Below are 25,399 nucleotides of genomic sequence, written 5' to 3'. Positions count from 1 at the left end.
CTTTAAAAGCAAAGTGAGGTGCAAAATGGAAAAAATACTATCATCATTAGTATCGGAAAAGTTTGCTAATAAGTATTGTGTCTATCCAGTAAATATTAGTGAGACAGAACTAGTAGTGCAGATGGAAAAATTTAACATAGATGTTGTCAATACTCTAAAGGCAATGTCAAATAGAGAGGTGATAATAGAAAAAAAGTCAGGTTCAGAAATTAGAAGAAATATTAAAGAAGGCTATAAAAGTAACTTAAATAATAGTAAAAAAGAAGTGAGCGAAACAATGGATGAGTTGATTGAAAAAGCAGCTGATTTTAACGCAAGTGATATACATTTAGAACCATTTTCATCAGAACTTAGAGTAAGATTTAGAATTAATGGAGATTTAGTTGCTATCGATAGATTTTCAATAACCGAGTATTCAGAATTAAACACCGTAATAAAATTGAATTCAGGATGTGATATTACTGAAAAAAGAATCCCTCAAGATGGTAGATTTACATATAAAAAAAATAAATATTTATTGGATATAAGATTAAGTACAATTCCTACTGTATACGGAGAAAAAATTGTAATGAGACTTCTAAATAGAAGTAATTTTATAAGAAGCAGGAAGACTTTGGGTTTCTCTGATAAAGCAATAAATACGATAGATAAAATTATTGAAAATAAAAATGGGATTATTATAATTTCGGGGACGACAGGTAGTGGAAAATCGTCTACAGTATACTCATTGATTCAAGAGTTAAAAAGTAAGGACATTAATATAACTACTATAGAAGATCCTGTAGAGTATAAAATGGAAGGAATAAATCAGATTCAAGTAAACTACAAATCTGGACTTAAGTTTGATAATGGACTAAGAGCTATACTTAGACAAGATCCTGATTGTATCGTGTTAGGAGAAATAAGAGATAGCGAAACTGCGCAGATTGCATTCAGAGCGGCGATAACAGGTCATCTGGTGATAACAACATTGCATACAAACGATGCATTATCATCAATTGTAAGATTGCTAGATATTGGGATAGACTCGTATCTAATAAACGCAGCATTACTAGGAGTAATATCACAGCGATTAGTTAAAAAGAAAATGATAGTAAAGGGTGACTCAGAAGAAGAAAGGACTTTGATTTATGAAATACTTAGCATGAACGATGAAATTAGAGACTGCATAAAAAATAATGGAAGTATAGAAAGTATGAAAAAAATAGCACTTAAAAGCGGAATGATAACTTATGAAGAGTCTATTGAAGAAAAAAATAACGGATAAAGAACTCAAAATAATATGCAGTCAAATTTCTAATATGACAAAGTCTGGATGTGATATTATTCTTATATTTCAGACACTAATAAAAACTTCATCACCTAATACATCAAGAACACTTAGTCTCGTAAAAAGATATTTAGAATCAGGAAAAACACTCGCAGAATCATTTTATATGACAAATAGATTCTCTAACTTTTTTCTTAGCATGGTCAGAGTTGGAGAAATGAGTGGAAAAATTGAATATATTTTTGAAAAGCTATCTAAGTATTATGATAGAGAGGCAAGTGTGAAATCTAAATTAATAAGTGCATCAATATATCCTGTTATATTAATCATAGCATCAGTGGTGGTATTTAATTTTATGCTGTTGTTTGTTGTTCCAAATTTTGAAGGACTGTTTCAGATGGATGATATTATACTCCCGCGGTCTACAAGAATAATATTTTTTTTATCAAAATTTATGAGGAAAAATTTTATACCTATATTACTATCGTTTATAGCCATAGTTTGTATTTTAATCAAATGGATTAAAGAAAATTATAAAATAAAGCGGTGGTTTGATAGAATTAAGTTCGACATACCAAAGATAAAAAAACTGAATTATATTATAATTGCGGATAAATTTTCTAGGTCAATGAGCATCTTATCTGGTAGTGGAATCAATATAGGTGAGTCTATAGATATATCAACAAAAATACTTGATAATACTTATGTTGATTCAAGGATGAAAATTGCAAGAGAATATATAAAAAGAGGAAATAGTGTCACAAAATCCCTAAAAATGACTAAACTATTTCCAGAAATATTTACTTCTATGCTTCTTTCAGGAGAAGAGTCGGGCACATTTGATACGAGTTTAGAAAATATAAGTAGTTATTATGAAAAAGAACTTGATAGTGAATTAGACAAAATGATGAAATTGATAGAACCATTACTAATAGTAGTTATGGGGATAATAATAGGATCTATGATGATACTTATTCTATCTCCTATGTTTGACGTAATATCAAGAATTTCTTAATTTATGGAGGAACTAAAATGAAAATAAGAAGACTTAATAAAGATACAAGAGTAAATAAAAATATCGAATCTTGTGGTAACGAAGAGGTAGAAAAACAAAAAAACACTACTCTTAAATTAAAAAAGAGAAGAGGTTTTACATTAATTGAAATGATGTTAGTGAATTATAGATATAATTCAGTTATATCAATAATTATAAGATTTAAAAAAAATCTTTGATACTAACATGATACTAAAAATAATCTATTTTTTATATTTTTCATCATTATTTTCTTTTAAATCATCTAGTAGATCAGCTACTACATTGTCATATCCTTTATAAGAATGTGAATATGTTTTAAGCGTGATACTAGGATTACTATGTCCAAGTCTTTTACTAACGCTTATAACGTCTGCACCATTATTAATAAGCATAGTTGCGTGAGAATGTCTTAAATCATGAGCAGTGATTTCAGGAAGTCCATAGCTATATTTACTCAAATAATATCTAAAGTTAGATGGATTATCAAAGCTCAATAATTTATCATCACTTTCTACCTTATATTTTAGAGAAATCAAATTTTGTATCATTTCTGATAAAAATTCAGGCATAACTACAGTTCTAATACTTGAATTGGTCTTAGGTGTGTGAGTAAGCCTGTGGATATATGAATAAGTTTTAGTTATTGAGATTACATTTCCATCAATATCACTTACTTTTATTGCTAATAATTCTCCAACACGTATACCAAGATAAAATAACATAGAAAATGCAACATAGTATTCAAAGTTATCCACTCTTGATAGAAAAGTATTAAACTGATCTATAGTCCAAATATTTCTTTCCTTTACAGTTACCTTAAAAGTATCAAACTTATCTACTTCTTTTATATTATAGTATTTTTTTCCCCATGCTATACATGCATTTATCTGCTGTATAACTCTATTACATGTTTTTTTACTTCTTCCATCCTCCAACATATCATCAATGAAGTTTTTAATTGTCAAATTAGTAATATCTATAACCTTCATGTTTCCTAATTTTTTATCGATATGCGATTTATAATAATTTTGCTTAGCTATCAGAGTGCTAGTTTTAAAAACTCCTTCACACGATTTAATATATTCATCCCAAAGTATAGAAAAAATAATATCAGAAGATCCTTCCTTTTTTGCTTTAAATTGTATTTCATATTCTTTTGCTTCTTTTTTTGTTTTAAACCCACGTTTAGTATGCTTCTTTCCATTACAATAAAATGAAGAATACCAAGTGTTACGTAGTTCATCTTTATATTGTGGCATTGTTAAACCTCCTTATTTATGTTAAAATAGGTATAGTGAATAGACACAGATATCTGTGTTATTTATTGTGGAAGAAGTAGTACGGTCGCCAAACTGGTAGCTACTTCTTTTTTTTGTAAAAATTAGCATGTTTTATTCTTCTCCGAAGTTAAGATCTCTCATTGCTTCATCAAAAAATTCAACAACGTTATTATTTTCAATATATGATTGAATAGTTTTTTTGTTTCCTGCACCAGCCAATACTTGATTGTATGCACTTTCCATCATTTTATTCCACATATCCTTTACTTCTTTTTCAAGCCTGTATTCATTCCATTTCTTTTTTCTTTTATTGTTAGCTTCTATTTGAAACTCCATTGCTTTTTATCTAAAAAGCTCATAGTTTTTCATGTTTAACTGCATGTATCCAGTAAATTCTTTTACGTCCATTTTTAAATTCTCCTTTTCAATAATAAAATTAATTAATTAAAAAGCAATTTAATAAAAATAATTGCTAATATCATATTTAAAATAAGTGAGCTGATCAAAAAAGCTTTACTACTTACTATTTTATTAAGGCTAAAATTCTCTTTATTCATAGTATCCTCCTATTGTTCATCAAAATCTATAAGTGCCTTCACTACCTTGCCAACAAGCCTATAGTCATGTTTATTTGTTTCATTGACAACTATATCTCTAAACTCATCAAATGTTGAATTAGGCTTTAATATAACCTCGTTATGGCTTATTATAATCCTTTTAACTGTATAACCAGCTGAATCTCTAACTAACACTATATCTCTATTCTTTAGCATGTTTAATTCATTCTTAGCTCTATCAATAATAATCCACGAGCCATTAGGAATATCTTTATTCATACTTTCGCCATTGACCTTAGCAACCCCAATTGTCTTTTTTCCTGCATATTTACCAAGTAATACATCAGGTATTTCTATCTTATCAAATTTGTCTCCAGATTCGTAATCCCAAGGAGAACCTGCTGCCACTGAAAGTGGTAGTTGGTCATATGTGCAACAGGGTGAACTTTTGATAGTTTGCATATTGTCGTATATCTCAATATGTTTCTTTTTTTGTTTTCCCATTAGATATGCTATATCTACATTGAAAAAGTCTGCTATCTGTTCTAACATTTCATAATCAGGTTTTCTTCTGCCTGCCTCGTAGTTAGATACAGCACTCTTAGTTATTTTTAAAATATCAGCAAACTCTTTTTGTGTTAATTCATGATCTATTCTTAAATTTTTCAGTATTGTTCCAAACATTGAAATCACCATCCTATAATGCAATTATACACGATATGTTTACTTTTATCAATAAAAATATTCACAAAGTGTTGACAAGATAAAAATAATATAATACAATGAAAGTACACACAATGAAAACAAAAGGAGGGAGGAATAAATGGATATAGGTTATAAATTAATAAAGCTAAGAGGCGATAAAACGCAAGCTGAAGTAGCAGATGATATTGGAGTAACAAAATCAGCATTATCAATGTATGAAAGAGATGAAAGAGTTCCTCGTGATGAGATAAAAATTAGGTTAGCCAAATATTATGGGGTAGGAGTAGAAGAGCTTTTTTTTACAAAATAAGTACACGAAATGAAAACTAAAGAAAGGGGGCGAGAATATGAAAGAACCAATTAAACCTACGCCAGCATTAATAATATCTATATCAGCACTAGTTATATCAATACTGGCTTTAATTATAAGAATAGTAAAATCTATTTAATTATTGAGTAAACAAATGAAGCGATGGCAATTATAAGAGAAATTACAGCTATAGTATTTGAAAAAAATGTTGCTTTTTTTGCCGATTTGGCATCAGCATTAGCATCCTCAATTTGTTTTTTCATTAAAGATATTTTTTCTTTATGGCATTCAATTTCTTCATCATGTTTGTCAATTTGAATTTCTAGTAGAGTAGGAATTGAAGCTTGCCTTGTAATTGATTCTTGAAGAGATTTAGAAAAAGCCTTTGATTTTTCTTTATCTTCTTGGATTTGCTGATTATTTCCAATAGCTAAACCCAATATCTTATTATTATTAAGTATATCTCCCATAGAGTTATCTGTAATGTTAGGGAAAACAGAAGGTTGAGTAAATGGATTTTTTGGTGGTTTTTCTATAGACATATTAAAATCTCCTTTAAATTATATTAATGAATAAATTATATCATGAAAATAGAAATAATAAGCGGAACAGTTTCAATTATTACTGCTTCTGTAACAACTATTTTAGTACGTTTGTGGTTAGGAAGATAAGGGAGGTGAGAATATGATATACGCTTTAACAATATCTCTAATTATAAATGTTATATCATTATGGTTTTGGTTTACATATTATTCAATGTCTATAGGACTAATGTATAACATGCAAATGAAATATGGAGAGTGGAGCGATAAAGAATTAAAAGATGAAATACAAAAAGCCCTCAATGTAGGAATGAAAAAGAATATTGAAGACTTTTTGAAGATAAAGATTAAATAATTACTTAATGAAATTTTCTACTATTTTTGGAGCTAATGATGCTATAGCTGTCATAGAACCTGAAAGTCCTTTTTCAAGCAAAGTGTCTTTCAGCTTGCTCCACACTTTATTGATTCTAATATCTGATAAAAATTTGTGCCCTTCCCAAGTTAAACCTTGAATGCGAGCTGTAACTTTACTAACATGTCGTGGCATTGATACAAAACTTGCTTCTAAATAGCCAGCTTCTTCAAGTTTTATGCAAGTATAATCCAGTTCTTCTTCGGAATAGTTAGAAAGACTGCTATGCATAGCATTTATAGTGCATTCTTTGTTATACTCAATGTTTTCAGCAAAGATAAGGATATCTCTAATACAATCAGGATTTAGTTTCATAATAATTAATCTCCTTTCTAAATACTTGGCTCTGCAAAGCCTGTAATTAGATTATAGCATAAGGAGAAAGAAATATATTAAGGAGGTGAAAACATGAATAATTATTATTTAAATGTACATGAAATAATGGAAATAACAGGCAGGAAAGAAGCGTGGTGTTACCAACTAATAAAAAAAATGAACGAAGAATTGAAAAAAAAGGGATTTATAACAACTAGAGGTAAAGTTCCAAGAAAATATTTTAATGAACGCATGGGATTGGATCAATAAGGAGGAAGGCAAAATGAACATAAATGAACTTAGAAATTTATCAGATAGTTATATGTTAGAAGATGGAATCAGAATTAAAGATGTTGAGCTTAACAACAATGGTGATCTACCTGATGATTTGATTTTTATTAATAATGATGGGAAGTCAGATGTTTTAGGATATGAAACACATTATTTTGATAGGAGCAAGGTTAGAATTAAGAAAGTGATGACAGCAGGAGGGAATGCATGATTTTAGGCAGAAAAAAAGCCGACTGGCACGTCGACTAATCAAAACATTATTACGGATATTATAACATTGGAGGGGCAAATTGAAAACAATTAAATTAAAAAAACTAATATTAAATAATTTTCAAGGAGTTAAGAAATTGGATATAGACCTTGAAAACACTGTATATATAAGTGGTCCTAACGCATCAGGTAAAACAACAATATTTGATTCATTCACATGGCTTTTGTTTGACAAAAATAGTAATAATCAGACTAAATTTGAGATTAAACCATTAGATAAAAATAATAAGCCTATTAGAGTAGACGTTGAAGTTGAAGGAGTCTTTGAGATTGACGGAAAGAAATTGGTACTTAAAAAGCAATATAAAGAGAAGTGGACTAAAAGACGAGGAGACACAGAAGAAACTTTTACAGGGAATGAAACTATATACGAAGTTGACGGAGTACCTGTTAAAAAGAACGATTATAAAAAAATAATCGAAGAAAAATTTACAGATGAAGATCTGTTTAAACTTTTAACTAATCCATTATTTTTTAGTAATAATCTTAAATGGCAAGATGCTAGAGAGTTGATCCTAAAAATATCAGGCGATATAACAGATGAAGAAGTTATTGAAAACCGTAGCGAGTTAGAAGAATTAAAAGAAGATTTGCAAGATAAAAGTATAGACGATTTACTAAAATCAGCTAAGGCAAGTTCAAAAAAGTTAGTAAAAGAAAAAGCTGATATCCCAGTAAAAATTGACGAACTACAAAAAAGCATTGTTGAGATTGACGAAAAGTCAATTAACGAAGAAATAAAAAATAAAGAAGATGAAATAACTAAGCTAGAAGAGAGCTTAAAAGGATTTAAAAGTAATTCAGGTGAGATATTTGAGCTTAAAGAAAGCGCATATCATCTAAAAGAAAAGCTCAAAAACATAGATATAAAAGCTAACGAAAAGAAATCAGAAGATGAAAGTGCAATCAAATTAAAAATACGTGATTGGAAAAATATTGAATCTGAAAACAGAATGCAGATGAATGATTTAGACCATAAGATCAAGTTTTTACAAAAAGAGATAGAACATATTTCAAATAAAAAAGATTTACTTGGCAATAGATGGCTAGAGTTATTTAATAGCAAGTTTGACAGAGACGAGGTAACAACTTGTTGTCCTACTTGTAAGAGAGAATTTGACACAGAAGATATCGAAAGCAAAAGAAAAGAACTGGAAAGTAATTTTAATCAAAACAAGGCTGATGAACTTGAGTTTATAAAAAACGAAGGAAGTCAGTGCAATAACGACCTAGAAAGTAAAAATCTAGAAATAGATAAATTGAAAAAAGAAAAAACAGAGAAATTTAAAACTGTAAATGACGCTTATTTAAAAGTTCAAAAACTAGAAGAAGAACTAAAAAATATACAATCTAAAGATTATTATACTGATGAAATGAAGCAAGAACAACGAGTTATAAAAGAACGAATACATGAAATTGAAGAAAAGATAAAAGAACTTCAAAATGATGAAAATACAGAAGATAAGTCAGAAATAGAAGTTAAGATAAAAGAACTAAAAGTCGATATTAAAAAGTTTACTGAAGATCTAGGAATGAATAAGGTAAATGAAAAAACTGTGGCTAGAGTAACAGATTTAGAACTAGAAGAAAAACAAATAGCATCAAAAATAGCGGCCATTGAAAAAAGAATAATGCTTTGCGAAAAGTTTATAATAACAAAGGTAGAACTTTTAGAGCAAAATATCAATAAGAAATTTAATGGAGTTAAATTTAAGTTATTTGAACAGCAAGTAAACGGTGGAATTAATGAAACTTGCGAAGCATTGATTGATGGAGTTCCGTTTAACAATGCAAATACAGCGTCCAAGATAAATGCAGGACTAAGTATCATAAAGACTATAGGCGACTTTTACGAGGTTAAAATGCCAATATTTATAGACAATAGAGAATCAGTAATACTGCTTGAAGAAGTAGATACGCAAGTGATTAATTTAATGGTTGATAATATAGACGAATTACAAATATCAGGAGGGAAATTCAATGACTAATCAAGTTCAAAAAACAGAAAATAAAGAAGTGGTGGCGGAGAAAAATATAACGGATAAAGCACTAAATGCAATTAATAAATATGTAAGTGATGGGGTATTGCATTTACCTCAAAATTACTCAATATCAAATGCCATGAAATCAGCCTATCTAACACTAGAACAGACTACAGATAAAGATGGCAATTCAGTTTTGAAAACTTGCTCAAAAGAATCAATATATCAGGCGTTATTAGATATGGGAATACAAGGTTTAACACCATCTAAAAATCAATGCTACTTTGTAGCTTACGGAAAGAAATTAACTCTAATGAGGAGTTATATGGGAACAATGGCAATTGCTAAAAGGCAAGAAGATATAAGAGATATTAAAGCGTATTGCATTTATGAAGGAGATGAGTTTGAAACTGATTATGACTACGAAAGTGGAGTTCTTAAAGTGTCTAAATATAAACCTAATTTTGGGAATGTAGACACCTCTAAAATGAAAGGTGCGTTCGCTGTAATAATTGGAGAAGAAGGAGTCATTCACACAGAACTAATGACAATGCCACAAATAAAAGCAGCATGGTCTATGGGAGCAAGTAAGGGTAATAGTAAAGCTCATAATAACTTTAATGATGAAATGGCTAAAAAGACAGTTATAAGCAGAGCTTGTAAATTATTTATAAATACTAGTGATGATAGTGATGTATTGCTAGGAGATTCTTTTGCGAGTTCTGATGAAGAAAGAATTGAAGAAGTAAAAAAAGAATCAATAGACATAACTGTGAAAGAAGAGATAGAGAATAATGCAAATTCAGAAGTTATTGATATTGATGATTTTGTAGAAGTCAAAGAAGATGAACAAGAAGAAATAACAGCTTCTGATGATATAGTTGTTCCATTTTAAGCAATATGAATAAGATTAAAATACTGGGTTCAGGGAGTAGCGGAAACTGTTATTCCCTGAATGTAGACAACGAGATATTACTTTTAGATCTAGGATTTAATTATAAGAAAATACTAGAATTTGTAAATTATGAATTAGATAAGGTAGTTGGTGCTTTAGTAACTCACGAACATAAAGATCATTCAAAGGCAGTTGAAGAAATTGCAAACAACGGAATAGATGTATATGCCACACAGGGAACTTTTGAAAGCCTAGATATACAAAATCATAGGACTAATATTATAAAGGCAAATAAACCTTGTTTGATTGGTAATTTCACTATACTGCCCTTTATGGTAGAACATGACGCAGTAGAGCCAGTAGGATTTTTGGTAAAACATAAAAGCATAGGAAGTCTTTTATATATAACTGATACATACTACGTCAAATATAAATTTAATAAGATTAATCATATATTAGTTGAATGCAATTACTCAAAACAAATAATTGACGAAACACTAAAAGATAAAATGTTTTTAAGAAATAGAATCGTTGAAAGTCATTTTGAATTAAACAATGTGATTGATTTTTTAAAAGCAAGTGATTTATCGGTGCTAAAAACTCTTACATTAATTCATTTATCTAGCAGTAATTCAGATGAAAAATTATTTAAAAGTGAAGTAGAAAAAGCTATAGGACATCCAGTAGAAATAGCAAAAAAAGATTTAGAGATATATTTATAACAGATTAGCTATTTAGGAGGTGATAAAGTGGCAAGACCTTTAAAGAAAGGTATAGACTACTTTCCTTTAGACGTTAATTTTATGAGAAATATCAAGGTCAGAAAAATAATAAGAGCATGCAGTGAAAAGTCAATTGCTGTACTAATCAGCCTGCTGGGTAACGTCTATGAAGATCATGGGTATTACACCGTGTGGGATAATGATATACCTTTTCTAATTGCTGATGAAATTGGGGTTAGCGAGGGTCTAGTAACAGAAATTGTAAATAAGGCTGTTCAAGTAGAATTTTTTGATAGTGATATGTTTGAGAAGTATAAAATATTAACTTCAAGCGGAATCCAAAAAAGATATTTGGAGGCAACAAGCAAAAGAAAGCGTGTTGAATTAATTGAGGAATATCTACTTCTTGATATAAATGTCGTCAATAACTTAGTTAATGTATACATTAACTCGATAAATGTAGTTGATAATACACAAAGTAAAGTAAAGGAAAGTAAAGTAAATAAAAGTATTAATATTATACGCTCTGCTCCTAGTAAAAATAGCAGTGGAGATAAAGAGCTAAGCGAGGATTTTAAACGTGTGATAGAAGCATGGAACTCTATTAGTGAATTAAAAAATATAAAAAAGATATCAGCTAATACTAAGAGATACAACAAGTTAAAGGGCAGGATATCAGAATATGGAATTGATAAAGTTTTGGAATGCGTCCACAGTATTGAACGCTCATCATACCTAAAAGGCTACATATCAGAGCGAGGCTGGCAAGCGAATTTTGACTGGTTTATAGAGCCTGCGAATTTCTTAAAGGTATTCGAGGGAAATTACGAAGATAAGGCAAAGCCGAATAAACCTGCAAGTGTTCCGGCTCCTAAGAAAACAGCATTTCATAATTTTAAATCAGAACATGGAGAAAAAAGCGACGAGGAACTCAATGAAATGGTGAGAAAGCTGCAAAAGAGATAGTTTTAGGGATCTTAAAAGAGGTGAAAACTATGAAAAATAAAGATTACAAGGTTGCTTTTAACAGGTGCGAGTACTGTGAGTCTGATATGCTCGCCATTGGCAACAGGCAAGGGAGTTATCTTGTCCAGTGTCCTAATTGTGGGACTATAACGCATACAAAATTTATTAGAAAAAACAACTTGTCGAAAAGAAAAAAGATGTTGCTGTTACACAAGCATAAGTATTATTTAGAGGGATAGAGGAGACTTAAAAAATGAGAATAGATATAAAACCAAACAAGAACAAAATAGAGATAGGAGATTTAGTAAATGATAATAAGGGGAATATGTATTTGCTTGGTCTTGAAGCAAGTGAAGGAAATTTAACGTTGATAGATTTAGCAACTGCTAATTGTGAAATATACCCATATGCTTCAGAAAATATAGAAGAATTGATAAGACATGAATCACTAGAACTAACGCAAAAAGCTTCAGATATGGCATTGGTTTATAAAAAAGGTAATTGTGGTTATGACGACCATATTGCATAAATATTAAATTAATAGGAGGAATAGAAAATGAAAATAAGTGAATTACAAAACGGCGAATTAGACGAAAGAATAAGCTATGAACTACAGAAGATATTTGAAAACATAGAAGATCCAAACACAGATGAAAAGAAAGTACGAAGCTTAACAATTACATTGAAATTTAAGCCAAATGGCAATAATGAAATGGTAGAGCTTGATCCAGCACTTAAAACATCACTAGCACCAGTTAAAACAAATCCTACAACAATAATTGTTGATAAAGATTTTAGCACTGGCAAGGTATCAGCAAAAGAATATAACAAGCAAATAAAAGGTCAAATTGACATAGCGCAGATTGAAGAAGAATCAAATGACGAAGGAAAGAAAGTTATAGATTTAAGAGCAAGTAAGTAAATAAAAAAATATAAAAATTAAAAGGAGAATATAAAAATGGAAATTAGAGAAGCATTAGAATACTTAGTAGATTTAGGTGAAAGTAAATATATAACAGCAGAAGAAATTAACGGAAGGATGTATACAAAAGATAGAATAAGCAGAGTCAAAGAAAATGTAGAATTAGAAACATTAAATATAAATACATTAAGTGGGTTGGTTGACTATATAAAATCTGATTTAGATGGATACAAGGATGACAACATACTTATAACTGTTGAAACACCAAGAAAAGTAACTGTTAGTTTGGAAATAAATTCAGATGGAGATAGGCCTATAGTATTAAGAAGTGAAGCAATAGTCCCTCACATTGCATTTAATGATTATTATGACACAGAAAAATTTAATGTATTGTTACAATCAGCATTTTTAGACAATGAGGATAAGGCTCTTTTATTACAAGTAGCTGGAAATATTAAAGAGGAAGCCATTAAAACTACTGGAGATGATGGAGTGAGCCAAGTTGCAACTATTAAATCAGGAGTGGCAACAGTACAAGATGTAGTAGTTCCTAATCCTGCAAAATTAAAGCCTATGAGAACATTTAACGAGGTTGAGCAGCCTGAAAGTAAATTTATATTCAGAATGAAGGATGGTCCTTCTTGTGCGTTATTTGAAGCAGATGGAGGAGCATGGAGAAATGAAGCTATGAAAAACATTAAAGAGTATTTAGAAAAAGAATTAGAAGGAATGAAAGGAATAACTATAATTTCATAATATAAGGGGCGAAAGCCCCTTTGTATTTAGTAAAAGGTGAGTATATGAGATATAGCAAGTACGGAAATAAGAAAGTTGAAATAGATGGAATAAAGTTCGATTCAAGAAAAGAAGCTAATAGATATGCTGAATTAAAGCTATTAGAAAGATGCGGAGATATAACTGAATTAGAGTTGCAGCCTAGGTTTTTACTTCAAGATAAATTCAAACATAATGGAAAAACAATTAGAAAGATTGAGTACGTAGCAGACTTTATGTATGTACGAGCAGGCACAATTTACGTGGAAGATGTTAAGGGAATGAAAACAGATGTGTATTCACTGAAAAAGAAATTATTTCTAAAAAAATATAGTGAATATATATTTAAAGAAATATAAGGAGTAAATATATGAATAATGTAGTTTTGGTTGGAAGATTAACAAGAGATCCTGAGCTTAAATATATTCCAGGTTCAGGAACACCAGTAGCAAGTTTTACGATAGCTATTGATAGAGATTATAAAAACAAAGACGGCTCTACTACAACAGACTTTATACCAGTTGAGATAATGGGGAAATCTGCGGAGTTTGCAGCTAATTATATATCTAAAGGAACTCTAGTAGGGGTTCAAGGGTCAATTAGAGTAGATAAGTATGAAACTCCAAACGGCGAGAAAAGAAGCTTTACAAAGGTAGCAGGCATGTATGTTCAGAAGTTAGAGAAACGTGGCGATAATGAAGGTAGTAATGGAGGAAGCACAGGAAGTGATCAAGCGCAGTATTCTGCTGTTGAAGATGACGACGTGCCATTTTAGGAGGGATTAATATGGTGCCCTTGTATCAAGTAGGTGAATTTATCATATTCAATAATCATCTTTTTAGAATATTTGAATGTGTAATAGAAAAAGGGGTTCTGGAAAAAAGAATTCGTTATGAAGTAAATGGAGTTTATGTTTATGAAAAAACAATTGATCATGAAGCGACAAGAGTTTTTAATAAATAATGCAATAATGAAGAATTGGCAACAATGAAAATTATATCAAAAACTTATAATTGGATCACTAGAGATAAAGAAGGATTTGTTTTTTTACATAAGGAAAAGCCTGTAAAAGAAAGTGGAGTTTGGTGTGTGGGAGACGATAATGGCTTTTTATTAACAACAGACTTATTTATAACTAATTTTCCTTCGATACAGTGGAGAGATAGATATGCTACAAAAATAATTAGATTGAAAAACATTTAAGCTAAATAGACATTTTAATAAAAAATAAAATAACAATAAAAGGAGAAAATAAAATGAATAAAGGCATAAGATTAGCAATAACAACAGGTATAGTGTTAATTGTATTTACAGTAGGTAGCTTTAAATTTTTTGAAAGAATAGATAATGGATATGTTGGGGTTAGATACTCAATGAATGGCGGAGTGAGAGATGAAGTATTGACTCAAGGAGTAAAATTTGTAGGGCTTGACTATGTAACTCAATATCCAACAAGACTACAGACTATCTATTCAAAGAATATTGCAGTATCAACAAAAGACAGCAAGAAAACAGTAGTAAGCATTAAATATGATTATAAAGTGGATGCAACAAAAGCATCAAAGATGTACAAGGAGTTTGGGAATATAACAAGTGAGGATATTGAAAAAGGGTGGTTAAAGTCTAAATTGCAAAAAGAAGCTAGAGAGGTATATTCAAAATTCACTTTACTAGAAATTCTATCAGGAAAATCATCTGTTGTTGAATCAGAGCTTTTAAAACAATTTTCTAAGTCTGTAGAAACAAAAGGTTTTGTAGTTGAAGATGTAACAGTAGGTGTCCCTGAAGTTGACAAAGAAACTCAAAAATCAATAGATTCAATAATTCAAGCAGGACAAGAAAATGAAAAGGCTAAGCTAGAATCAGAAACATTAAAGACTAGAGCAGATGCTAAGTACTATGAAAAAGTAAAGCAAGCAGAAAGTGAAAGAGAAGCTAACAAAAAACTATCTGAATCAATAACACCTGAAGTAATTAAATTGAAGGAAGCTGAAGCTAGATTAAAGCATGGTTGGGTTGAAGTTCAGACTGGCGAGGCTATAGTAAATAAATCTAAGTAAAGGTGAGGGTTATGGCATACTATCTTTTTAGAATATTATTAATACCTACTATTGTTATTCTTTTGATGATAGTAGGTTGGCTTTGGAGAAATGATTGGTAAAGGAGAATGTTAGACCAATGAAAGACGTTAAAAACAACAGACCAAGCAAAGACTATATGACGATACATGAATGCGCTAAATATGTTGGCATTAAAGTAGATAGAATGAGGAAAGTTTGTGCTAGAAATAATCTAGGAAAATATGTTAATGGAGTATATTTTATACATAAAATAACGGTGAGAGAACTTAGAAAAGAGTATAAGGAAATGAAGTCTCATTACAAGAAAAGTGACTTTATGAATAAAACAAAGCTAGGACAATCTGTAGTTGAGAGATATATAAATAAATTAAGAAATGAAGGCAAAGTAAAGGCGGTAAACTTTGATAATTTCACATCAAGATATTGTTATTACCCACCTAAAGATACAGCTATAATACTTGAGGAGTTGGAGAAATACAAAAAAGATAATATACAGAAGGAAGAAGGTAGCAATAAAAAAGGTAGAAGACAAAGAGGAAGGCGTGACTATAGAATTACAAACTTACAAATAGGTAAGAAATACACTGTGCATAGTCTAGTAGATGGAAAGATAGATTCAACAGTGTACAAGGGTAAATTAGTAGGAGAATACAAGCATCATTTATTATTTGAAAAAATTGTGAATGGAAATAAATTTAGAGAATCATTTGCTAATAATGTGATGTTGTATAGAGTTGTTTAAAAAGGTAGGTGAAAAGATGGCTGAAATCAAAGATGAAGAATATAAGATGATCGAGGATTGGCTGAAAGAGTATAGAAAGCTTGAACCAGCCATCAAAAAATACGAGTTAGATATCGAAGAAATAAAAAATGATATAATTGGATGTAGTGGAATATGTTATGAAGGTGAAAAACTAGCGCCTACTTACAATATAAGTAAGCCAGTAGAAAATGAAGTTCTAGATAGAGATAAAAAAATTAAAGAAGTAGAAGTGAAAAAAAGAAGGCTAATTATACATAAGGAAAAGATGGATATAGCTATTAATAATTTTAATTCAGTTCAAAAAAGATTGTTTGATTATGAATTTGCACAGGTAGAAGGGGATATAAGCATGGATATCATTTCATATAAAATGAATATTAGTAGAAGTGGATTGTATAAGATTAGGGACGATATTATACGAAGTACATTTTACAGTTTAAATCCTGATAGAACACTAAAATTTATAGAAAAACAGTTTAAATATACGGAATAAATGAAATTTTGGACAAAAAGTGGACAAAGTCTGGACAAAAAGCATTAAAAAAGGTGTTATACTTGTATTATGGAAAAACTGAAAAGCCAGTTTTCCTCCTAAGATATTTTTTAATTTAATTACATTTCGCAGAAAAGGGATCTATTTATTTAGGTCTCTTTTTTACGGAATTTGTTGTTAAAAATAATTTATTTTGATATTATTAATATAAATTGATTGAACAAAGGAAGGCTCTAAATAATATATTATGAAAAAAATAAAAGAAGAATTAAGAGTTACTATATTTGAGATATTAGTATTAGCTGGAGTAATAGGCACTATATTAGGATATAAAATTCCATCAGCTATAGCCTTTTTAGTAGGCTTTGTGGGAGTGATATATTGTCTTATAAGTAGTAGAAGCAAAAAGAAAGGTTAAATTTAGAAATAGATAGAAATATTTTATATTATAGAACTTATTAATTTAGGTTCTCTTTTTTATTTGATTTAATTATGTGGGTTGTAGATAATGTTTTCCTTTGGTATAATTAAAGTATTAATTATATTAGGAGGAAAGAGAATGTCGAATAAAGAAAAGGAATATAAAATTAAGATAGAAGAATTGAGGATAAATAAAGAGGTATTTGAGAAAGAAAGAGAGATTATTAAATTAAAAATTGACGAGATAGAGAAATCTTTAAAAGAAATTTCAAAAAAAACAACTTTGAATGATTTTTATAAAAATCTATATAGCGAGATAAACATGTTAACAAGTATCCCTAGATCTTTTGTAGATGAAAGAATTTATATAAATTTAAATTCATATAGTGGCGCAATAGATCAAGACAGAGAAATGTTAGAGAAAGTGTTAGTGGAGTATAAAGAGATTGTGAAAAAATTTGACGAAAAAATAAAAAAATTTAGTGATGAAATAAAAAAATAGTTAATAATATTTAAGAGCCAATAAGGCTCTTTTTTATTGCAACAAATCATCCATCTACCATGAGTAGACAAGGGCAATAGATTGCGTTGATACTAAAATATTTATGTGATTGGAAAGAAAGTGAGGTGATATATCATCAAGAAAAAACTGACAATTAAACAACAGAAGTTTGCTGATGAATATATCATCAGTGGAAATGCTACAGAGAGTTATAAGAAGGCGGGATATAAATGTTCAAGTAATGAAGTTGCGAGTGCAAATGCTGTTAGATTACTAGGAAATGATAAGGTTAAAAATTATATAGATGGAAAAATGAAAGAAATTAATAATAGTAATATCATGACAATGGAAGAAGTCATGCAAAGATTGACATTAATAGCAAATGATAAAATACATGAAGAAGTAGTTACTGCTACAGGACAGGTGGTCAAAAAAGGAGTATCTATAAAAGACCAAGAAAAAGCCATGGAACTGATAGGAAAAAGATACGGTGGTTGGGTAGATAAAGTAGATTTAACAGGAGATTTAGAAGTAAATATTGCCCTAGATTATGGAGAAGATGAAAGCAAATAATATTAAGTAAAATAGATATTAATTGTCACAAAACTTTAGAAGTATATATTGATAAAATGAAATTAGTTTATTTATATTAACTTCACATAATTAAAGTGAAACAAATATAAATAAAGTGTAAAAATAAATGTAGAAATACCAATGGTTTGAGATAACTATTCCGAAAAGGAGTATTTAGGGAATAGTTAGAAAAAATAAAAAAAAGAGCAAACCTAATTAATGGATTGCTCAAATATTTCATTTAAGATTTTTAACAATTTAATTTTCTGATTCATTTATTATATCAAATGGAATTTTAGCGTCACAAATAACTTGCCATAGTTTGATTTTTTCATCAACTACAATTACTTTCCAAAAAGCAGGGAGTTTCCATGATTTATCTTTGCTTCCTTTAAAACTACCACTAGCATATCCTAGCAAACCGATAGAAGTTTCACTATTAAAAATTTCTGTAACTTCAATATGGTAATTAGGAAACCAATTGAAATATCCTTCCCAACCGGTTATCATCTTTTCTTTGTTTTCCTTATTGTTCCATGTGTCAATAAATATATAGTCTTCATGCATTAGATCAGTTATTGAAACGATATCATGCTTATTAATAGCAGCTACGAATTGTAATGCAATTTTTTTATTCATAATATGACCTCTTTTCATAGAATTTCAATGTAATGATAGTGATAAAATTATTATACCACAAACAGAAGTAATAAAAGGAGCATAAAAATGAAAGTAAAAGCAAAATTTAATCCTTCTTTTAAACCAGTTCATGAATGTAAAAAAAGATATGTAGTAATGAAAGGTTCTGCAGGTTCAGGAAAAAGTGTAGACACTGCACAAAATTATATAATAAGACTGATGAAAGACAAGGGCAGAAACCTTGTTTGTGTCCGTAAATCTGATGTTACCAATCGTGATAGTACGTTCTCTGAGCTACTAGGTGCGATTAATAGACTAGGTGTTGCAATGCACTGGGAAGTTAAACAAAGTCCCTTACAGCTTAAATGTAGGAATGGTAACACCATTATATTTCGTGGAATGAATGACGAAAGGCAAAGAGAAAAGCTTAAATCAATAACATTTACAACTGGAAAGCTAACTGATGTTTGGATAGAAGAAGCAACAGAGCTTATGCAAGATGATGTTGAAATCATAGATGACCGTTTGAGAGGTGAACTCCCAAAGGGTCTTTTTTATCAAATTAAAATGACATTTAACCCAGTATCAAGCAGTCACTGGATTAAGAAAGTATACTTTGATAGAGAAGATGAAGATGTAATGACGCATCATAGTACTTATTTAGGCAATAGATTTATTGATGAAGGCTACCATAGAAGAATGGAGCGAAGACGTGAAGTAGATCCAGACGGCTACAGAGTGTACGGATTAGGTGAATGGGGAGAACTTGGAGGACTTGTATTCTCTAACTTTAGAGTTGAAAACATATCAACAAACTTAGATGATTATGACAGCGTAGCAATAGGAGTTGACTTTGGTTTCAACCATGCTACTGCAATGCTTACACTTGGATATAAAGACGGAGATGTGTATGTGTTAAATGAAATATATGAATTTGAAAAAGATAACTCTGAAATAATAGATATTGCAAGAGTAAAACAAATACCTAAGAACATCCTAATGTATTGTGATAGCGCTGAACCTGATAGAATAAAGCAATGGAAAAAAGAAGGTTATAGAGCAAAAGGAGTTAAAAAGGGTGCAGGAAGTGTAAATGCACAGATTGACTGGTTAAAACAAAGAAAGATATTGATACATCCGAGTTGTAAAAATACTATATCAGAAATCAATCAATGGAAATATAAAAAAGACCCTAAGACAAATGAATACATTGACGAACCAGTAAACATATTTGATGACGCTATGGCAGCACTTAGATATGGAGTACAAGGTTGGAGAAATGTAGGCGCTATATCATTTGATTGGTAGGAGGTGAACAAATGTTTAAATGGATAAAAAAGGGGGTGGCAAAGCTGAATAATATGTTAAACAAACCTGAAAGTAAAGACCCTAGCAATTTGACTTACTTAGAATATTTGGTAGATAATTTCAAAGGCTCAAAGATAAGAGAAGAACAGATTACTGGAGTGAAATACTACAAAGGTGAACATGATATCCTACATAGAAAGAAATATCTACATATGAGAGATAATGTAAAAAAAGAATTAACTAATGTTCCTAATAATAAAAGAATAGATAATCAATATGCAAAAGCAGTAGACCAAAAGGTTAATTATATGCTTGGTAAAATTCCAATGTATGAATGTGAGGACACAACTTATTTAGATAAAGCAAGTGCTGTATTAGATGTTAGCTTTCACAAGGTACTAAAAAACCTACTAAAAGACTCTCTAAATTGTGGTATATCGTGGCTATATATTTATATTGATAACGAATCAAAAATGAAATACAAAAGGCTACCAGCACATCAGATATGTCCAATATGGGAAGATGAAGAACATACAAGACTCAACTTTGCATTTAGATTATATTCAAATACAGAATTTATTAATGGTGCAGAAAAAACAGTAGAATACGTTGATGTGTACACTAAAAACAGTATTGAAAAGTATAAACTTGATGGAAAGACTCTAAATAAAATAGGCGAAGAGTCATATATCACTGATATCAAGGGAAATAGCTACAATTGGAATGATAGAATCCCTTTAGTTGCTTTTAAATACAATGATGATGAAATACCACTAATAAGGAGAGTTAAGTCACTACAAGATGCCATTAATGAGCTAATGTCAGACTTTAACAATAACATGGAGCAAGATGGTAGAAATACAATATTAGTCATTAAAAATTATGAAGGACAGGGATTAGAAGAATTTAAGAATAACCTTGCTAACTTTGGAGCTATTAAAGTATCTGATGATGGTGGAGTTGAAACTCTTACAGTTGAGGTTAATTCAGAGAATTACAAATCAATATTAGATCTATATAAAAATGCACTTATTGAAAATGCAAGGTGCTATGATGCTAAGGACGATAGATTAAATGGACAGCCTAATCAGATGAACATACAGTCAATGTACTCTGATATAGACCTAGATGCAAATGGAATAGAAGTAGAATACAAGGGCAGCTTTTCGTATTTTCAGAAGCTGCTTAGGGTATATCTTGAATCCGTTACAGAATTTGAAAATAGCGATAAAGATATTGAAATAACATTTAATAAAGACGTGCTAATAAATGAAAGTCAAGTTATAGCAGATGTTAAAAACTCTGTAGGAGTGATATCGAATAATACATTAATTAAAAATCATCCATATGTTGAAGACGTTGATGAAGAAATACAAAATATTGAAGAAGAAAAAAAGAAAGATATACAAACTCAAGCGGAACTAGACTATGAAAAACAGCTTGGTGGTGGTGCGATTGAAAAATAGTAAATACTGGGCTGACAGAATGAAAGCCTTAGAAGAGCAGCTATATAAAAACACCACAAATACTGCTGAAAGAATAAGAAAAATCAATAAAGGTTTACAAGTATCTCTACAAAAAGATATGTGGTACCATCTTATGAAGTTTGCTGATAATAATGAGTTAAACTACGCTGAAAGCAAAAAGTTACTCAACAGTGAAGAATTAGCTGAATTTAAATATACTGTAGCAGACTACATTAAAATGGGCAAAGAAAATGCAGTTCACGAAAACTGGCAAAAAGAATTAATCAATATGAGTAGTAGATATCATATATCAAGATTGCAGGCCATGCAGACAGCTTTAAGGAATTACACAGAGAACTTTGTAGCACTTGAAGAAAAGGAAATAAGCGAGAATATAATAGATAACTTGAAAGAAAGTTATTATAAAAATGCTTATGAAATAGCAAAGGGAACTAACGTGGTTACTGATTTGTATATGCTTGATAATAATATGTTAAAACAATTTATCCATAAACCTTGGACACCTGATGGATTAGAGTTTTCTAAAAGGATATGGAGCAGACACAGACCAGAACTTGTTGATTTCCTAGATAAAAAACTAACTCAAAGCCTTATACAAGGTAAGCATCCTAAAAAGTTAGTAAGTGAACTTGCAAAGGCCTTTGATGTAAAAAAAGACCATGCTAGAACACTTTTATATACCGAAACTGCGCACTTCCAACAAAAGGCACAAGAAATGTGTTTTAAAGATTTAGAAGTGGAAAAATATCAGATAGTTGCAACACTTGATATAAAAACATCTGAACTTTGTAGAAGTCTAGACCATAAGGTATTTGATGAAAAGGATAGACAGGTAGGAGTAAATGCTCCACCATTTCACATTAGATGTAGAACCACTACAGCTCCTTATTTTGATGATATGGAAGATGTAGAACGTATGGCTAGAGATAAGCACGGCAAGAGTGTTAGAGTAGCTGATATGAGCTATAAGCAGTGGTATGACAAGTATGTTAAGAGTGACCCTGAATATCTAGCAAAAGAGAAGAAATGGAAGAATAGATTTTCTGATAGAGAGCAACATAAGGAATATAGAAAAATATTAGGCAAAGACATCCCTCAAAGCTTTGATAAGTTCCAGTATATGAAGTATAATGATAATATAGGGTGGAAGGATACAAAGCTTAAATATCAGATAAAGACAGAGTATAATTTAAAGGTTCATGACGGACGTCAAGGAAAGCATATAAAAGGATATAATAATTATACTGGAAAGAGTTATCTATTAGAAAATATAGACCCTCAAGAACTTGTAAATAAATATGCTGGTACTGGAGAAATAAAAAGAGATAGCAATGGCAATTGGACAAATAAAGAATTTTGTTCACATGATACAGCTATAGGTTACTACGTAGATAGTGAAATAGAGGAAAAGACAAAAAGATTTTCGATATCATATAGTAAAGATAAAGGAACACATATAGTTCCTAGAAAGGAGTAGAATATGGTTAGTTTAGAATTAATGAAAAACGCAGTAGGTAAAAATGTGAAAATTAAGTTTACTAATGGCAAATATTTAGAAGAAAAATGTATTCAATGTCACCAACCAGAAGATTATGACGAAGAAGAATATATGCTTGAATTTAAACATTATTTAATTAATCAATCTGAAATAGAAAGTATAGAAATATTATAAGAAGCACTTAGACAATTAGAGTTTAGGTGCTTTTTTAATGCAGTAAAACGTCCTAGATAAGACTTTAAAAGGTCTATTTTTTATGCAAAAATACTCAGGCTCTAAGAGAATAAAACAGGGAACTACAAACTGGTACCGACCAGAATAAAAAGGAGAGTAGATTAAATGGAATGGTTAAATGAAATACTAAAAGACGTTGAAGGTAAAGATGAAATTATAAAACAGATTAAAAAAGGAATAGGAGAGAATTTTGTAAGCAAGTCTGACTTTAACGATAAAAACGAGGAAAACAAAACTTTAAAGACTCAAATAACTGAAAGAGATACACAGTTAGAGGAATTAAAGAAAGTTAATCCTGATGAACTAAAAGCAAAGATAGAGGAGCTAGAAAAAACTTATGCTGATGAAAAAATAGCACATGAAAAAGCTATGAAAGAAACTAAGGCAAACAGTGCAATAGAATTAGCATTAACAGGCTCTAAGGCAAAGAATATCAAAGCTGTAAAAGCACTATTAGAATTAGATATGGATGCTATAGAATTTGACGATAACGGTCAAATAAAAGGACTAGCCGACAGATTAAACAGTCTAAAGATAAGTGATTCATATTTATTTGATGGCGAGGGAACGCCAGAGCCAAAAGGTGGATTTAAAGGTGTAGAACCTCCGAGTGGTGGACAAACTCAGGTGACAGAACCAAAAACATATGAAGATTTTTTAAAGAAAATAGAAGGGGATGATTAATTATGACAACAGTATTTAACGGAAAAATATTTAATGAAGAAGCTTTTGGGCAATATGTAAATTCATTACCACAAGTTACAAAAACAGAGCTATTAAAATCAGGAGCAGTTGCGTCTAATCAAGATATATACAATTTGTTTCAAGGGCAAGTAAACAGTTACTACGGAAGAATACCAATGTATGGAACAATAGGTGGTGAAGCACTAAATTATGACGGAATGACTGATATTGGGGCAGATAGCATAAATACATATGATAGAGGAGTCCTTGCGTACGGTAGAGCTAAGGCTTGGACAGAAAAAGACTTCTCATATGATGTAACAAGTGGAGTTGACTTTATTAGCCAAATAGGAAAGCAAGTATCATCTTATTGGGAAAAAATAGATCAAGCAACACTTTTATCTGTACTTAATGGAGTATTCTCAATGAGTGCGCCTAAACAGAATAAGGAATTTGTAGACAATCACACTCTAGTAGTTGACGGAAAAATACAGGAAGATACGCTAAATAACGCAATACAGCAGGCTTGTGGAGACAATAAAAATATTTTCTCCCTTGTTATAATGCATTCACAAGTTGCAACTAACTTAGAAAATTTAAACCTAATGAAGAGATGGACTCAAACTGATGCAAACGGATTAACAAGAGAGCTAACACTTGGTACATGGAATGGAAAAACAGTTCTAGTTGACGATAGCATGCCAGTTAACACAACTACTATATCAGAGCCTTCAGGAGAAGAAGGGGGAGCACCAAGTAAAAAATCTATCACACAATACACTACTTATGTATTGGGGTCAGGAGCTATTGAATTTGGAGAATTACCGGTAAAAGTAGCTTATGAAGTTGACAGAAATCCTAGCAAGAACGGTGGACAGGACTATCTATATTCAAGAAAGAGAAATTATATAGCACCATACGGAATATCTTACGAAAAGAAAAATCAAGCTTCTTTATCTCCAACTAATAAAGAACTAGAAAATCCTTCAAACTGGACTCTAGTAAATGATGGAAACGGAGAGTATATAAGCCATAAAGCAATACCAATGGCTAGAATAGTATCACAGGGCTAGAGATATGAATGAGGAATATTTAGATAATATCAAAAAAGTAATAAAAGCTTACATGAATAGATATAAAATTCCAGTAAGTGATGAAGATGATGAGTTTTTAGAATTTAAGATAGAAGAACATACACAGTCTATTCTAAACTACTGCAATATAGAGGAACTACCGAAAGAGCTTATATATGTAGTTGCAAATAGAGTGTTTGGGGAAATATTAGAAAACAACCTTAATGCTACATCTGCAAACATGGAAACTGGCGAAGGCATAAAACAAATCACAGAGGGAGACGTAACAGTCTCCTTTTCTGATTCCTCAAATAACATAAAGACCACTATTAAATATTATAAGAGCTATGGTAAAGAAAGCCTACATGCTTTTAGAAGGTTGAGGTGGTAGT

At 30.4% G+C, this 25,399-nt stretch carries 37 protein-coding genes; 31 read left to right on the top strand and 6 right to left on the bottom strand.

The features are described from left to right. The first annotated feature begins 25 nt into the window (after window positions 1-25). Genes C0982_RS00900 through C0982_RS00890 form a run of 3 tightly spaced genes read left to right on the top strand, consistent with a single transcriptional unit; the run spans window position 26 to window position 2,503 of the window. Complete coding sequence (locus C0982_RS00900; protein ID WP_101773180.1) at window positions 26-1,267, top strand: GspE/PulE family protein; 1,242 nt, start codon at window positions 26-28, stop codon at window positions 1,265-1,267. After that, entirely contained in the window at window positions 1,233-2,285 is a 1,053-nt protein-coding gene (locus C0982_RS00895; protein WP_101772373.1) for a type II secretion system F family protein, read from the top strand. Before C0982_RS00900 ends, C0982_RS00895 begins: the two co-directional genes overlap by 35 nt. 17 nt (window positions 2,286-2,302) lie before the next feature. Then, window positions 2,303-2,503 carry a type II secretion system protein gene (locus C0982_RS00890; protein ID WP_101772372.1) on the top strand — a complete coding sequence of 67 codons (201 nt, stop codon included), beginning with the start codon at window positions 2,303-2,305 and terminating at the stop codon, window positions 2,501-2,503. 24 nt (window positions 2,504-2,527) lie between these two features. Here the strand turns inward: C0982_RS00890 and C0982_RS00885 are convergent, their stop codons facing one another. The 3 genes from C0982_RS00885 to C0982_RS00875 form a co-directional block, all read right to left on the bottom strand. After that, window positions 2,528-3,565 (bottom strand): site-specific integrase, encoded by a 1,038-nt coding sequence (locus tag C0982_RS00885; protein ID WP_101772371.1) that lies wholly within the window; start codon window positions 3,563-3,565, stop codon window positions 2,528-2,530. 132 nt (window positions 3,566-3,697) lie between these two features. Beyond that, entirely contained in the window at window positions 3,698-3,922 is a 225-nt protein-coding gene (locus C0982_RS00880; RefSeq protein WP_101772370.1) for a hypothetical protein, read from the bottom strand. A gap of 230 nt (window positions 3,923-4,152) precedes the next feature. Further along, window positions 4,153-4,827 (bottom strand): helix-turn-helix domain-containing protein, encoded by a 675-nt coding sequence (locus C0982_RS00875; RefSeq protein ID WP_180946833.1) that lies wholly within the window; start codon window positions 4,825-4,827, stop codon window positions 4,153-4,155. A 139-nt stretch (window positions 4,828-4,966) separates the two neighbouring features. Here C0982_RS00875 and C0982_RS00870 point away from each other — a divergent pair, with 139 nt between their 5' ends. After that, complete coding sequence (locus C0982_RS00870) at window positions 4,967-5,158, top strand: helix-turn-helix transcriptional regulator (protein WP_101772368.1); 192 nt, start codon at window positions 4,967-4,969, stop codon at window positions 5,156-5,158. A gap of 131 nt (window positions 5,159-5,289) precedes the next feature. On the opposite strand, the gene C0982_RS00865 is transcribed toward C0982_RS00870, so the two are convergent. Further along, window positions 5,290-5,700: a hypothetical protein gene (locus tag C0982_RS00865; protein WP_101772367.1), complete on the bottom strand. Its 411-nt coding sequence runs from the start codon at window positions 5,698-5,700 to the stop codon at window positions 5,290-5,292. 142 nt (window positions 5,701-5,842) lie between these two features. Here C0982_RS00865 and C0982_RS00860 point away from each other — a divergent pair, with 142 nt between their 5' ends. Continuing rightward, window positions 5,843-6,055, top strand: a complete 213-nt coding sequence (locus tag C0982_RS00860; protein ID WP_101772366.1) for a hypothetical protein — start codon at window positions 5,843-5,845, stop codon at window positions 6,053-6,055. Here the strand turns inward: C0982_RS00860 and C0982_RS00855 are convergent, their stop codons facing one another. Next, window positions 6,056-6,430: a DUF2513 domain-containing protein gene (locus tag C0982_RS00855; protein ID WP_101772365.1), complete on the bottom strand. Its 375-nt coding sequence runs from the start codon at window positions 6,428-6,430 to the stop codon at window positions 6,056-6,058. 93 nt (window positions 6,431-6,523) lie between these two features. Here C0982_RS00855 and C0982_RS10480 point away from each other — a divergent pair, with 93 nt between their 5' ends. The 19 genes from C0982_RS10480 (at window position 6,524) to C0982_RS00765 (ending at window position 18,084) form a co-directional block, all read left to right on the top strand. Continuing rightward, window positions 6,524-6,700, top strand: a complete 177-nt coding sequence (locus C0982_RS10480) for a transcriptional regulator (protein WP_101772364.1) — start codon at window positions 6,524-6,526, stop codon at window positions 6,698-6,700. A gap of 13 nt (window positions 6,701-6,713) precedes the next feature. Next, entirely contained in the window at window positions 6,714-6,932 is a 219-nt protein-coding gene (locus C0982_RS00845; protein ID WP_101772363.1) for a hypothetical protein, read from the top strand. 79 nt (window positions 6,933-7,011) lie between these two features. Beyond that, the gene (locus C0982_RS00840) at window positions 7,012-8,979 is read left to right on the top strand and encodes an AAA family ATPase (RefSeq protein ID WP_101772362.1); all 1,968 of its coding nucleotides are present in this window, start codon (window positions 7,012-7,014) and stop codon (window positions 8,977-8,979) included. Further along, the gene (locus C0982_RS00835) at window positions 8,972-9,868 is read left to right on the top strand and encodes a RecT family recombinase (RefSeq protein ID WP_101772361.1); all 897 of its coding nucleotides are present in this window, start codon (window positions 8,972-8,974) and stop codon (window positions 9,866-9,868) included. The genes C0982_RS00840 and C0982_RS00835 overlap by 8 nt, the downstream gene beginning before the upstream one ends. A gap of 5 nt (window positions 9,869-9,873) precedes the next feature. Further along, on the top strand, window positions 9,874-10,590 hold the full coding sequence (locus C0982_RS00830; RefSeq protein ID WP_101772360.1) for an MBL fold metallo-hydrolase: 717 nt from the start codon (window positions 9,874-9,876) through the stop codon (window positions 10,588-10,590). A gap of 27 nt (window positions 10,591-10,617) precedes the next feature. Further along, the gene (locus C0982_RS00825; RefSeq protein ID WP_101772359.1) at window positions 10,618-11,556 is read left to right on the top strand and encodes a DUF4373 domain-containing protein; all 939 of its coding nucleotides are present in this window, start codon (window positions 10,618-10,620) and stop codon (window positions 11,554-11,556) included. A gap of 253 nt (window positions 11,557-11,809) precedes the next feature. Next, window positions 11,810-12,085: a hypothetical protein gene (locus tag C0982_RS00815; protein ID WP_101772357.1), complete on the top strand. Its 276-nt coding sequence runs from the start codon at window positions 11,810-11,812 to the stop codon at window positions 12,083-12,085. 27 nt (window positions 12,086-12,112) lie between these two features. Further along, window positions 12,113-12,478 (top strand): hypothetical protein, encoded by a 366-nt coding sequence (locus tag C0982_RS00810; RefSeq protein WP_101772356.1) that lies wholly within the window; start codon window positions 12,113-12,115, stop codon window positions 12,476-12,478. A 36-nt stretch (window positions 12,479-12,514) separates the two neighbouring features. Further along, a complete protein-coding gene (locus C0982_RS00805) occupies window positions 12,515-13,234 on the top strand; it encodes a hypothetical protein (protein WP_101772355.1) in 720 nt (239 codons plus the stop codon). Window positions 13,235-13,278: 44 nt separating this feature from the next. Next, on the top strand, window positions 13,279-13,611 hold the full coding sequence (locus C0982_RS00800) for a DUF1064 domain-containing protein (protein WP_101773179.1): 333 nt from the start codon (window positions 13,279-13,281) through the stop codon (window positions 13,609-13,611). Between the two features lie 11 nt (window positions 13,612-13,622). Next, entirely contained in the window at window positions 13,623-14,027 is a 405-nt protein-coding gene (locus C0982_RS00795) for a single-stranded DNA-binding protein (RefSeq protein ID WP_101772353.1), read from the top strand. An 11-nt stretch (window positions 14,028-14,038) separates the two neighbouring features. Next, the gene (locus C0982_RS10475; RefSeq protein WP_180946832.1) at window positions 14,039-14,215 is read left to right on the top strand and encodes a hypothetical protein; all 177 of its coding nucleotides are present in this window, start codon (window positions 14,039-14,041) and stop codon (window positions 14,213-14,215) included. A gap of 24 nt (window positions 14,216-14,239) precedes the next feature. Further along, on the top strand, window positions 14,240-14,455 hold the full coding sequence (locus C0982_RS00790; protein ID WP_101772351.1) for a hypothetical protein: 216 nt from the start codon (window positions 14,240-14,242) through the stop codon (window positions 14,453-14,455). Between the two features lie 53 nt (window positions 14,456-14,508). Continuing rightward, window positions 14,509-15,312, top strand: a complete 804-nt coding sequence (locus tag C0982_RS00785) for an SPFH domain-containing protein (RefSeq protein WP_101772349.1) — start codon at window positions 14,509-14,511, stop codon at window positions 15,310-15,312. A 118-nt stretch (window positions 15,313-15,430) separates the two neighbouring features. Then, window positions 15,431-16,075, top strand: coding sequence for a hypothetical protein (locus C0982_RS00780; RefSeq protein WP_145994488.1), 645 nt, complete (start codon window positions 15,431-15,433; stop codon window positions 16,073-16,075). A 16-nt stretch (window positions 16,076-16,091) separates the two neighbouring features. Next, entirely contained in the window at window positions 16,092-16,589 is a 498-nt protein-coding gene (locus C0982_RS00775) for a hypothetical protein (RefSeq protein WP_145994487.1), read from the top strand. 247 nt (window positions 16,590-16,836) lie between these two features. Beyond that, window positions 16,837-17,007, top strand: coding sequence for a hypothetical protein (locus C0982_RS10470; protein ID WP_180946831.1), 171 nt, complete (start codon window positions 16,837-16,839; stop codon window positions 17,005-17,007). A 141-nt stretch (window positions 17,008-17,148) separates the two neighbouring features. After that, window positions 17,149-17,511 (top strand): hypothetical protein, encoded by a 363-nt coding sequence (locus C0982_RS00770; protein ID WP_101772344.1) that lies wholly within the window; start codon window positions 17,149-17,151, stop codon window positions 17,509-17,511. 132 nt (window positions 17,512-17,643) lie between these two features. Further along, window positions 17,644-18,084 (top strand): terminase small subunit, encoded by a 441-nt coding sequence (locus C0982_RS00765; protein ID WP_207653228.1) that lies wholly within the window; start codon window positions 17,644-17,646, stop codon window positions 18,082-18,084. Between the two features lie 258 nt (window positions 18,085-18,342). Here the strand turns inward: C0982_RS00765 and C0982_RS00760 are convergent, their stop codons facing one another. Next, window positions 18,343-18,741 (bottom strand): nuclear transport factor 2 family protein, encoded by a 399-nt coding sequence (locus tag C0982_RS00760; protein ID WP_242961452.1) that lies wholly within the window; start codon window positions 18,739-18,741, stop codon window positions 18,343-18,345. Window positions 18,742-18,810: 69 nt separating this feature from the next. Here C0982_RS00760 and C0982_RS00755 point away from each other — a divergent pair, with 69 nt between their 5' ends. The 7 genes from C0982_RS00755 (at window position 18,811) to C0982_RS00725 (ending at window position 25,398) form a co-directional block, all read left to right on the top strand. Then, on the top strand, window positions 18,811-20,031 hold the full coding sequence (locus tag C0982_RS00755) for a PBSX family phage terminase large subunit (RefSeq protein ID WP_101772341.1): 1,221 nt from the start codon (window positions 18,811-18,813) through the stop codon (window positions 20,029-20,031). Between the two features lie 11 nt (window positions 20,032-20,042). Next, entirely contained in the window at window positions 20,043-21,497 is a 1,455-nt protein-coding gene (locus C0982_RS00750) for a phage portal protein (RefSeq protein ID WP_101772340.1), read from the top strand. Then, window positions 21,487-22,995 (top strand): polymorphic toxin type 50 domain-containing protein, encoded by a 1,509-nt coding sequence (locus tag C0982_RS00745; protein ID WP_180946830.1) that lies wholly within the window; start codon window positions 21,487-21,489, stop codon window positions 22,993-22,995. Before C0982_RS00750 ends, C0982_RS00745 begins: the two co-directional genes overlap by 11 nt. A gap of 3 nt (window positions 22,996-22,998) precedes the next feature. Next, the gene (locus C0982_RS00740; protein ID WP_101772337.1) at window positions 22,999-23,190 is read left to right on the top strand and encodes a hypothetical protein; all 192 of its coding nucleotides are present in this window, start codon (window positions 22,999-23,001) and stop codon (window positions 23,188-23,190) included. Window positions 23,191-23,355: 165 nt separating this feature from the next. Next, entirely contained in the window at window positions 23,356-23,934 is a 579-nt protein-coding gene (locus C0982_RS00735; protein ID WP_101772336.1) for a phage scaffolding protein, read from the top strand. Window positions 23,935-23,936: 2 nt separating this feature from the next. Continuing rightward, window positions 23,937-25,007 carry a phage coat protein gene (locus C0982_RS00730; protein ID WP_101772335.1) on the top strand — a complete coding sequence of 357 codons (1,071 nt, stop codon included), beginning with the start codon at window positions 23,937-23,939 and terminating at the stop codon, window positions 25,005-25,007. A gap of 4 nt (window positions 25,008-25,011) precedes the next feature. Continuing rightward, a complete protein-coding gene (locus C0982_RS00725) occupies window positions 25,012-25,398 on the top strand; it encodes a head-tail connector protein (RefSeq protein ID WP_101772334.1) in 387 nt (128 codons plus the stop codon). The last annotated feature ends 1 nt before the right edge of the window (window position 25,399 follow it).

Source organism: Peptostreptococcus faecalis, from assembly GCF_900240845.1.
Classification (GTDB): Bacteria; Bacillota; Clostridia; order Peptostreptococcales; family Peptostreptococcaceae; genus Peptostreptococcus; species Peptostreptococcus faecalis.
This window is presented reverse-complemented; position numbering and strand designations above follow the sequence as displayed.

Coding starts and splice junctions, on each gene's coding strand:
- C0982_RS00900 (WP_101773180.1), top strand. CDS start 26: ATGGAAAAAATACTATCATCATTAGTATCGGAAAAGTTTGCTAATAAG.
- C0982_RS00895 (WP_101772373.1), top strand. CDS start 1,233: ATGAAGAGTCTATTGAAGAAAAAAATAACGGATAAAGAACTCAAAATA.
- C0982_RS00890 (WP_101772372.1), top strand. CDS start 2,303: ATGAAAATAAGAAGACTTAATAAAGATACAAGAGTAAATAAAAATATC.
- C0982_RS00885 (WP_101772371.1), bottom strand. CDS start 3,565: ATGCCACAATATAAAGATGAACTACGTAACACTTGGTATTCTTCATTT.
- C0982_RS00880 (WP_101772370.1), bottom strand. CDS start 3,922: ATGGAGTTTCAAATAGAAGCTAACAATAAAAGAAAAAAGAAATGGAAT.
- C0982_RS00875 (WP_180946833.1), bottom strand. CDS start 4,827: ATGTTTGGAACAATACTGAAAAATTTAAGAATAGATCATGAATTAACA.
- C0982_RS00870 (WP_101772368.1), top strand. CDS start 4,967: ATGGATATAGGTTATAAATTAATAAAGCTAAGAGGCGATAAAACGCAA.
- C0982_RS00865 (WP_101772367.1), bottom strand. CDS start 5,700: ATGTCTATAGAAAAACCACCAAAAAATCCATTTACTCAACCTTCTGTT.
- C0982_RS00860 (WP_101772366.1), top strand. CDS start 5,843: ATGATATACGCTTTAACAATATCTCTAATTATAAATGTTATATCATTA.
- C0982_RS00855 (WP_101772365.1), bottom strand. CDS start 6,430: ATGAAACTAAATCCTGATTGTATTAGAGATATCCTTATCTTTGCTGAA.
- C0982_RS10480 (WP_101772364.1), top strand. CDS start 6,524: ATGAATAATTATTATTTAAATGTACATGAAATAATGGAAATAACAGGC.
- C0982_RS00845 (WP_101772363.1), top strand. CDS start 6,714: ATGAACATAAATGAACTTAGAAATTTATCAGATAGTTATATGTTAGAA.
- C0982_RS00835 (WP_101772361.1), top strand. CDS start 8,972: ATGACTAATCAAGTTCAAAAAACAGAAAATAAAGAAGTGGTGGCGGAG.
- C0982_RS00830 (WP_101772360.1), top strand. CDS start 9,874: ATGAATAAGATTAAAATACTGGGTTCAGGGAGTAGCGGAAACTGTTAT.
- C0982_RS00815 (WP_101772357.1), top strand. CDS start 11,810: ATGAGAATAGATATAAAACCAAACAAGAACAAAATAGAGATAGGAGAT.
- C0982_RS00810 (WP_101772356.1), top strand. CDS start 12,113: ATGAAAATAAGTGAATTACAAAACGGCGAATTAGACGAAAGAATAAGC.
- C0982_RS00805 (WP_101772355.1), top strand. CDS start 12,515: ATGGAAATTAGAGAAGCATTAGAATACTTAGTAGATTTAGGTGAAAGT.
- C0982_RS00800 (WP_101773179.1), top strand. CDS start 13,279: ATGAGATATAGCAAGTACGGAAATAAGAAAGTTGAAATAGATGGAATA.
- C0982_RS00795 (WP_101772353.1), top strand. CDS start 13,623: ATGAATAATGTAGTTTTGGTTGGAAGATTAACAAGAGATCCTGAGCTT.
- C0982_RS10475 (WP_180946832.1), top strand. CDS start 14,039: ATGGTGCCCTTGTATCAAGTAGGTGAATTTATCATATTCAATAATCAT.
- C0982_RS00790 (WP_101772351.1), top strand. CDS start 14,240: ATGAAAATTATATCAAAAACTTATAATTGGATCACTAGAGATAAAGAA.
- C0982_RS00785 (WP_101772349.1), top strand. CDS start 14,509: ATGAATAAAGGCATAAGATTAGCAATAACAACAGGTATAGTGTTAATT.
- C0982_RS00780 (WP_145994488.1), top strand. CDS start 15,431: ATGAAAGACGTTAAAAACAACAGACCAAGCAAAGACTATATGACGATA.
- C0982_RS00775 (WP_145994487.1), top strand. CDS start 16,092: ATGGCTGAAATCAAAGATGAAGAATATAAGATGATCGAGGATTGGCTG.
- C0982_RS10470 (WP_180946831.1), top strand. CDS start 16,837: ATGAAAAAAATAAAAGAAGAATTAAGAGTTACTATATTTGAGATATTA.
- C0982_RS00770 (WP_101772344.1), top strand. CDS start 17,149: ATGTCGAATAAAGAAAAGGAATATAAAATTAAGATAGAAGAATTGAGG.
- C0982_RS00760 (WP_242961452.1), bottom strand. CDS start 18,741: ATGAAAAGAGGTCATATTATGAATAAAAAAATTGCATTACAATTCGTA.
- C0982_RS00755 (WP_101772341.1), top strand. CDS start 18,811: ATGAAAGTAAAAGCAAAATTTAATCCTTCTTTTAAACCAGTTCATGAA.
- C0982_RS00750 (WP_101772340.1), top strand. CDS start 20,043: ATGTTTAAATGGATAAAAAAGGGGGTGGCAAAGCTGAATAATATGTTA.
- C0982_RS00740 (WP_101772337.1), top strand. CDS start 22,999: ATGGTTAGTTTAGAATTAATGAAAAACGCAGTAGGTAAAAATGTGAAA.
- C0982_RS00735 (WP_101772336.1), top strand. CDS start 23,356: ATGGAATGGTTAAATGAAATACTAAAAGACGTTGAAGGTAAAGATGAA.
- C0982_RS00730 (WP_101772335.1), top strand. CDS start 23,937: ATGACAACAGTATTTAACGGAAAAATATTTAATGAAGAAGCTTTTGGG.
- C0982_RS00725 (WP_101772334.1), top strand. CDS start 25,012: ATGAATGAGGAATATTTAGATAATATCAAAAAAGTAATAAAAGCTTAC.